This window comes from Dactylosporangium sp. NPDC005572, assembly GCF_040605515.1.
Classification (GTDB): Bacteria; Actinomycetota; Actinomycetes; order Mycobacteriales; family Micromonosporaceae; genus Dactylosporangium.
Genome location: NZ_JBEXCY010000208.1, coordinates 1 through 6,731 on the forward strand (window position 1 = coordinate 1; position 6,731 = coordinate 6,731).

Annotated in this window: 7 protein-coding genes and 1 pseudogene; 5 read left to right on the forward strand and 3 right to left on the reverse strand. The window is 73.7% G+C overall.

The genetic code is table 11. The annotated features are described in order from the left end of the window. Window positions 1–666 (forward strand): annotated as a pseudogene (locus ABZS66_RS50385) (hypothetical protein); the annotation flags it as partial. Here ABZS66_RS50385 and ABZS66_RS50390 read toward each other — a convergent pair. Next, the gene (locus tag ABZS66_RS50390; RefSeq protein ID WP_354770203.1) at window positions 617–1,063 is read right to left on the reverse strand and encodes an ATP-binding protein; all 447 of its coding nucleotides are present in this window, start codon (window positions 1,061–1,063) and stop codon (window positions 617–619) included. The pseudogene ABZS66_RS50385 and the gene ABZS66_RS50390 overlap by 50 nt on opposite strands. Before the next feature lie 111 nt (window positions 1,064–1,174). On the opposite strand from ABZS66_RS50390, the gene ABZS66_RS50395 reads away from it, so the two are divergent. Beyond that, entirely contained in the window at window positions 1,175–1,861 is a 687-nt protein-coding gene (locus tag ABZS66_RS50395) for a YoaK family protein (protein WP_354770204.1), read from the forward strand. An 18-nt stretch (window positions 1,862–1,879) separates the two neighbouring features. Then, on the forward strand, window positions 1,880–2,755 hold the full coding sequence (locus tag ABZS66_RS50400) for an NAD(+)/NADH kinase (protein ID WP_354770205.1): 876 nt from the start codon (window positions 1,880–1,882) through the stop codon (window positions 2,753–2,755). Window positions 2,756–2,808: 53 nt separating this feature from the next. Here the strand turns inward: ABZS66_RS50400 and ABZS66_RS50405 are convergent, their stop codons facing one another. Beyond that, complete coding sequence (locus ABZS66_RS50405; protein ID WP_354770206.1) at window positions 2,809–3,102, reverse strand: UBP-type zinc finger domain-containing protein; 294 nt, start codon at window positions 3,100–3,102, stop codon at window positions 2,809–2,811. 59 nt (window positions 3,103–3,161) lie between these two features. On the opposite strand from ABZS66_RS50405, the gene ABZS66_RS50410 reads away from it, so the two are divergent. Together ABZS66_RS50410 and ABZS66_RS50415 are read left to right on the forward strand one after the other, a co-directional pair. Then, entirely contained in the window at window positions 3,162–4,823 is a 1,662-nt protein-coding gene (locus ABZS66_RS50410) for an FAD-dependent oxidoreductase (protein ID WP_354770207.1), read from the forward strand. Continuing rightward, window positions 4,820–6,250 (forward strand): ATP-binding protein, encoded by a 1,431-nt coding sequence (locus tag ABZS66_RS50415; protein ID WP_354770208.1) that lies wholly within the window; start codon window positions 4,820–4,822, stop codon window positions 6,248–6,250. The genes ABZS66_RS50410 and ABZS66_RS50415 overlap by 4 nt, the downstream gene beginning before the upstream one ends. Before the next feature lie 86 nt (window positions 6,251–6,336). Here ABZS66_RS50415 and ABZS66_RS50420 read toward each other — a convergent pair whose 3' ends face one another. After that, a complete protein-coding gene (locus ABZS66_RS50420) occupies window positions 6,337–6,537 on the reverse strand; it encodes a hypothetical protein (protein WP_354770209.1) in 201 nt (66 codons plus the stop codon). Window positions 6,538–6,731: the final 194 nt, after the last annotated feature.

Sequence of the window (6,731 nt, forward strand, 5' to 3'; positions counted from 1 at the left end):
CGACACGGCGATCGCGTGCTGCGTCTCGGCCATGCGGGTCGGCAAGGACATGCAGCTCTGCGGGCGGCGGCGATGCGCCGGCTCGTGCTGTCCCGCACCGCGCTCGGCGTGACGATCGGGGCGTTGCAGGTCGCGGCGGCGGCGGTCGCGTCGGCGCACGGCCGGGCCGGGTTCGCGGGGCTGCTGCTGGGCGGGTTCGCGCTCGGCAGCCTCGTGGGGAGCCTGTCCCCCCGGGTGGGCGAGCTGCCGCTCACCGTGATCCTTGCCGCCGCCACGGTACCGATGGTGCTGCCCGCCGGCCTGTGGTGGCTCGCCGCGCTGTTCGTGGTGGCGGGGCTGCCGGTCGCGCCGCTCAACGCGACCGCCTACGAGGCGACCGACGCCGCCGCGCCGGCGGGCACGGCGACCGAGGCGCGGATGTGGACGGCGACCGCGACCGCCGCCGGGACCGCGCTCGGCAGCGCCGTCGCCGGTGCCGTCGCCGACGGGGCCTCGCCCCGGCTGGCCTGCCTGGTCGCCCTGGGCGGCGCGCTGGTGACGGCGGCGGTCGCGGCGGTCCCGGCCGGATCTCCGCCCGGATCTCCGCCCGGATCTCCGCCCGGATTCCCGGCGGCGGTCAGTGCCGCTGCCACACCTGCGCGTCGCGGGTCCAGCGCAGGGTCGTGACCGCCTGGAGGACCAGGCCACCGCCGAGGGCCGGGGTGAGGTACAGCTCGTCGGCCAGGGCGCGGATGATGTGCAGGCCCCGGCCGTGCTCGTCGAGCTGCCCGTCGGGCAGCCCGGTCGCCTCGACGAGCCGGGCCGGGTCGACGGGGGCGCCCGCGTTGACGACGTGGATCACGCAGCGCACGTCGGACACGTCGATCGTGATCTCGTAGTCGTCGGTCTCCAGCGCGTGCTCGATCACGTTGGCGCACGCCTCGGTGAGGATCAGTCCGACGTCGTCGCGGCAGTCCGGGTCGACGCCCAGCGTGTGCAGCGCCTGGTCGAGCATGCGGCGGGCCATCGGCACCGTCGCCGCGTCACGCGGGAGGTTGAGGGCGAGCCGCAGGGCGATCGACACAGAGGGACCGTACCCGCACGGCGCCCGAAGGATGTTTGTCGCACGGCAAGCGTCCGCAGGTCACCCCCAGCAGGTGAGGGTGGGCGGGCCCGCACGGGGAACCGGGCGGGGATGCGCCGGACAGTGTGGATGCTCGCCCTCGCCGCAGGGTACGTCGACGGCATCGGCCTGCTGTACCTCGGCGGGGTCTTCGCCAGCGTCGTGACCGGCAACCTCGTCGTGCTCGGCGTCTCCGCCGTGCAGCACGTCGCCGACACCGCGCTGCGGGCCGGCCTGGCCTGCGTCGTGTACGGCGCGACGGTGCTGCTGGCCCGGCGGGTCGCGCCCAGCCGGTGCCTGGTCGCCGAGCTGCTCGCGCTGTGCACCCTGTGCGGCGGGTGGGTGTCCGCCCACCACGACCCGCGCGGCGTCACCCAGCTGCCGCTGCTGGCCCTGGCCACGATCGCGATGGGCCTGCAGAGCGCGGCCACCCGCGACGCGGAGGTCCAGACGACGTACCTCACCGGCGCCGTGACCCGCCTGGCCGGCGGCCGGTTCGACCCGCTGCTGCTGGTGCCGTTCGCGTGCGTGCCCATCGGCGCGCTCGGGGCCGCGCTCCTGCTGGACCGGGTCCCCTGGCTCGGCCCGCTCCCCGCCGTCGTGCTCGTCGCCGCCGCGCTCGTCGCCCACACGGTACCGCCGCGGCCGCCCCGCTCCCCGACGCCGCCGGCCCCGGACGGCCCGGACCCCGCCGAACAGCCCGCCCCGCACCACGCGCCGGCCCACCGGGCAGCGCCCCACTCCACGGCCCGCCGGTAGCGCCGTAGAGTTGCTCCAATGGGGATGGTGCACACGGTCGGGCTGGTCCTGCATCCACGCCGCGACTCCAAGCCGGCGATCGACGCCATCATCGACTGGGCCAAGGCCCGCGAGGCCACCGTCCTCGGCCTGCCCGACGAGGTCGACCGCATCGACTGCAGTGCCGTCGCGGTCAGCGCCGACGAGCTCGTCGGCCGCGCCTCGCTCGTGGTGAGCCTCGGCGGTGACGGCACGATGCTGCGCAGCATGCGGCTGCTGTCCGGCAAGCCGACCCCGGTCCTCGGGGTCAACCTGGGCCGGCTCGGGTTCCTCGCCGAGATCGGCATCGAGGAGCTGCCCGAGGCGCTGTCCGCCATCGACGCGCACCGCTTCACCGTCGAGCCGCGCATGGCGGTGCGCACCACGCTGCCCGACGGCACGTCGGTGACCGCGTTCAACGACATCGCCCTGGTCCGCACGCCCGGCCACGGCCTGGCCGCAATCGAGATCTCGATGCAGGGGTACCCGTTCGTGCGGTACTCCGCCGACGCGCTCATCGTCTCCACGTCGACCGGGTCGACCGCCTACAGCTTCTCCGCCGGCGGCCCCATCGTCTCCCCGACGGTCGAGGGCATCATCGTCGTGCCCGCCGCCGCCCACTCCGCGTTCAACCGGCCGCTCGTGCTGTCCCCGAACGAGGACCTCGACCTGACGCTGCTGCCGTCCAGCGGCCGGCTCGTCGCCGAGGTCGACGGCGAGGTCCTCGGCGAGCTCAACCCCGGCGACACGCTCACCGTGTCGGCCGCGCCGTCCGCGGCCAAGGTCGTGCGGCTCGGCTACACCACGTTCTACGAGCGGGCCCGGCGCAAGCTGCAGGTCAACGGCAGCCTCGAGGTCGAGATCCCGTTCCTGTGAGGCGACCGGTCGGCCGGCCAGGTGGCACCCGGCCGGCCACGGCACCCGACCGGTCAGGTGTGGGCGCGCTCCGGCAGCCCGGCGACGCGCAGCAACGCCTCGTCGGCGTAGCACCACACCCAGTCCTCACCCGGCTCGAAGGACTGCACCAGCGGGTGCCCGTCGGAGTGGAAGTGCGCGGTGGCGTGCTTGGCCGGCGACGAGTCGCAGCAGCCGACGTGCCCACAGGTCAGGCACAGCCGCAGGTGGACCCAGCGACCCCCGGCGGCGAGGCAGTCCTCGCAGCCGTCGGCGCTGGGCTGGACGTCCTGGATCAGGTCCAGATGCTCACAAGAGGCGTCGGTCACGATCTCACCGTATCGCCCGCGGTTCGGCGAAGCGCCCTCCGCGTGGTTGGATTGGTCGCATGGCCAAGCCCGCGATCTTGACCGTGGACGACGACCCGGCCGTGTCCCGGGCGGTCGCCCGCGACCTCCGGCGTCAGTACGGCGAGGAGTACCGCGTCATCCGCGCCGACTCCGGCGCCGAGGCCCTCGACAGCCTCAAGGAGCTCAAGCTGCGCGGCGAGCAGGTCGCCGTGCTCCTCGCCGACTACCGCATGCCGGGCATGAACGGCCTGCAGTTCCTCGAACAGGCGATGGACCTCTTCCCCCGCGCCCGGCGGGTCCTGCTCACCGCGTACGCCGACACCGACGCCGCGATCCAGGCGATCAACATCGTCGACCTCGACCACTACCTGCTCAAGCCGTGGCACCCGCCGGAGGAGAAGCTCTACCCGGTGATGGACGCCATGATCGAGGCGTGGAAGGCCGCCCCCGACCGGCCGGTCACCGACGTCAAGATCGTCGGTCACCGCTGGTCCGCGCCCTCGTTCCGGGTCCGTGACTTCCTGGCCCGCAACATGGTGTCGTACCGGTGGTTCACCACCGACGACGCCGAGGGCCAGCGGCTGCTCACCGCGGCCGGGCTCACCGGCGCCGACGTCCCGCTCGTCGTCACCGCCGAGGGCAAGACCCTCGTCGCCCCGACCGAGGCGGAGCTGGCGGTCCAGGTCGGCCTCACCACCACCCCGGCGTCGGACTTCTACGACCTCGTCGTGGTCGGCGGCGGCCCGGCCGGCCTCGGCGCGGCCGTCTACGGCGCCTCCGAGGGCCTGCGCACCGTCCTGCTGGAGGAGCGCGCCACCGGCGGCCAGGCCGGGCAGTCCTCCCGCATCGAGAACTACCTCGGCTTCCCCGACGGCGTCTCCGGCGCCCAGCTCACCGACCGGGCTCGCCGCCAGGCGATCAAGTTCGGCGCCGAGCTGCTCACCGCCTGCCGGGTCACCCGGCTCGCCGTGCAGGGCTCGGCCCGCGTCCTGCACTTCGAGGACGGCACCACGATCGCCGCGCACAGCGTGATCCTCGCGACCGGCGTGTCGTACCGGCGCCTCGGCGCGCCCGGCCTGGCCGAGCTGCACGGCCGCGGCGTCTACTACGGCTCCGCCGCGACCGAGGCCCCCAGCTGCCGCGACCAGGACGTCTACATCGTCGGCGGGGCAAACTCGGCCGGGCAGGCGGCGATGTTCTTCTCCCGCTACGCCCGCCGCGTCCACCTGGTCATCCGCGGGCACAGCCTCGACGCCTCCATGTCGCGGTACCTCATCGAGCAGATCGCCGCCGTCGAGCACATCGAGGTCCACCCGTGCACCGAGGTCGTCGCCGCCCACGGCGACGAGCACCTCGAACGGCTCGAACTGCGCCACGTCGACGGCGGCCAGGCCAGCACCGTCGACGCCAGCTGGCTGTTCATCTTCATCGGCGCCGAACCGCGCACCGACTGGCTCGACGGCGTCGTGCAGCGCGACGCCCGCGGCTTCGTGCTCACCGGCCCCGACCTGCTCACCGGCGACGAGCCCCCACCCGGCTGGCTGCTCGGCCGTGACCCGTACCACCTCGAGTCGAGCGTCCCCGGGGTGTTCGCCGCGGGTGATGTGCGCGCAGACTCGGTGAAGCGGGTCGCATCAGCCGTCGGCGAGGGCGCGATGGCGGTCTCGCTCGTGCACCGGTACCTCGTGGAGGGGCAATGACAGGCCGCCGACTCACCCCAGAAGACCTCCGCAAGCTGTTCCTGTTCGAGGCGCTCGACGACGACCAGCTCATCTGGCTCACCGAACGCGGCTGGGCGGTGCCCTACGCCGCCGGCTCCCCCGTCTACACCGAGGGCGAGCCCGCCACGTGCTTCGTCGTCGTGCTCAGCGGCACCGTCAGCCTCAGCCGCAACGTCCGCGGCGACGACGTCGAGATCAGCCGCACCGAGCAGGTCGGCGTCTACGGCGGCGCCACCCAGGCGTACCTCGGCGACCGGGTCCCGCAGCTCTACAACAACACCATGCACGCGATCACCGACGTCGAGGTCTACGAGCTGCCCGCCACCGAGTTCGGCGGCGCCATGCGCCTGTGGTTCCCGATGGCCATGCACCTGCTCGAGGGCCTGTTCATCGGCATGCGCAACAACCAGAACGCCATCGCCGAGCGCGAACGGCTCCTCGCCCTCGGCGCCCTCTCGGCCGGCCTGACCCACGAGCTGAACAACCCGGCCGCCGCTGCCGTGCGGGCCACCGCCGTCCTGCGCGACAAGGTCGCCGGCATGCGGCACAAGCTCGCCATGATCGCCGACGGCCGGCTCGACGGCGAGCGCCTCCACGGCCTCGTCGAGCTGCAGGAGACCGCGGTCAAGAAGGCCGCCAACGCCCCGAAGCGCTCCGCCCTCGCCGCCAGCGACGCCGAGGACCAGGTCGGCGACTGGCTCGACGAGCACGACGTCACCAGCGCCTGGGACCTCGCCCCGACGCTCGTCGCCGGCGGCGTCGACGTGCCGTGGCTGGAGGACGTCGCCTCGTGCGTGCCCGGCATGGACCTCGAGCCGGCCGTGCGCTGGCTGTCGTACACCATCGAGACCGAGCTGCTCATGGGCGAGATCGAGGACGCGGTCGCCCGCATCTCCGGCCTCGTGGGCGCGGCCAAGCAGTATTCCCAGCTCGACCGCGGCCCGTTCCAGGTCGTCGACGTCCACGACCTGCTCGACGCGACCCTGATCATGCTCAACGCGAAGATCCCGCAGGGCATCCGCGTCGTCACCCACTACGACCGCGACCTGCCGCCCATCCCCGCGTACGGCGCCGAGCTCAACCAGGTCTGGACCAACCTCATCGACAACGCCGTCTCGGCCATGCACGGCTCCGGCACGCTGACGATCACCACGTCCCGCGAGGCCGAGTGCCTGGCGGTCGAGATCGCCGACACCGGCGCCGGCATCCCGCCGGAGGTCCGCCCCCGCATCTTCGAGCCGTTCTTCACCACGAAACCGGTCGGCGAGGGCACCGGCCTGGGCCTCGACATCTCGTACCGCATCGTCGTCAAGAAGCACCACGGCGACATCCGCGTCGCGTCGGAGCCGGGCGACACCCGCTTCACGGTCCTGCTCCCGCTGGAAGAGCCGGCCCCGACCGCCTGACCGCACGGTGCTCCACCGGTCGGCGCCGGCCGTCTGCCGCCATCGACCGGTGGGGTGCGCCACGTCGTGTATGGCATCCTAGGAAGCTAGGAACCATCCTCCTGGCCGAGGGCCTCGTCGAGCGTCCGCAGGACGTCCGCGACCCGGCCCACCGTGAGCATCCCGCTGGCCGCGCCGGCCCACTCGCCCGCCGCCGGCGCGAGGGCCGTCCGGGCCCGCCGCATCGCGGCCCGGTCCCCCACGGCCACGGCGGCCCGGGCGGCCAGCGCCCACAGCGCTTCCTGCACCAGCCCCGGCGGCGGCTCCGGCGGCAGGGCCGATGGCCGGGGTGGTGGCCGGGGTGGTGGCCGGGGTGGTGGCCGGGGTGGTGGCTGGGATGGTGGCTGGGATGGTGGCTGGGATGGTGGCTGGGATGGTGGCTGGGATGGTGGCTGGGATGGTGGCTGGGATGGTGGCTGGGATGGTGGCTGGGATGGTGGCT

Bases quoted from the DNA above. Each gene is read 5' to 3' on its own strand.
- ABZS66_RS50395 (WP_354770204.1), top strand. From the start codon at position 1,175: ATGCGCCGGACAGTGTGGATGCTCGCCCTCGCCGCAGGGTACGTCGAC.
- ABZS66_RS50400 (WP_354770205.1), top strand. From the start codon at position 1,880: ATGGGGATGGTGCACACGGTCGGGCTGGTCCTGCATCCACGCCGCGAC.
- ABZS66_RS50410 (WP_354770207.1), top strand. From the start codon at position 3,162: ATGGCCAAGCCCGCGATCTTGACCGTGGACGACGACCCGGCCGTGTCC.
- ABZS66_RS50415 (WP_354770208.1), top strand. From the start codon at position 4,820: ATGACAGGCCGCCGACTCACCCCAGAAGACCTCCGCAAGCTGTTCCTG.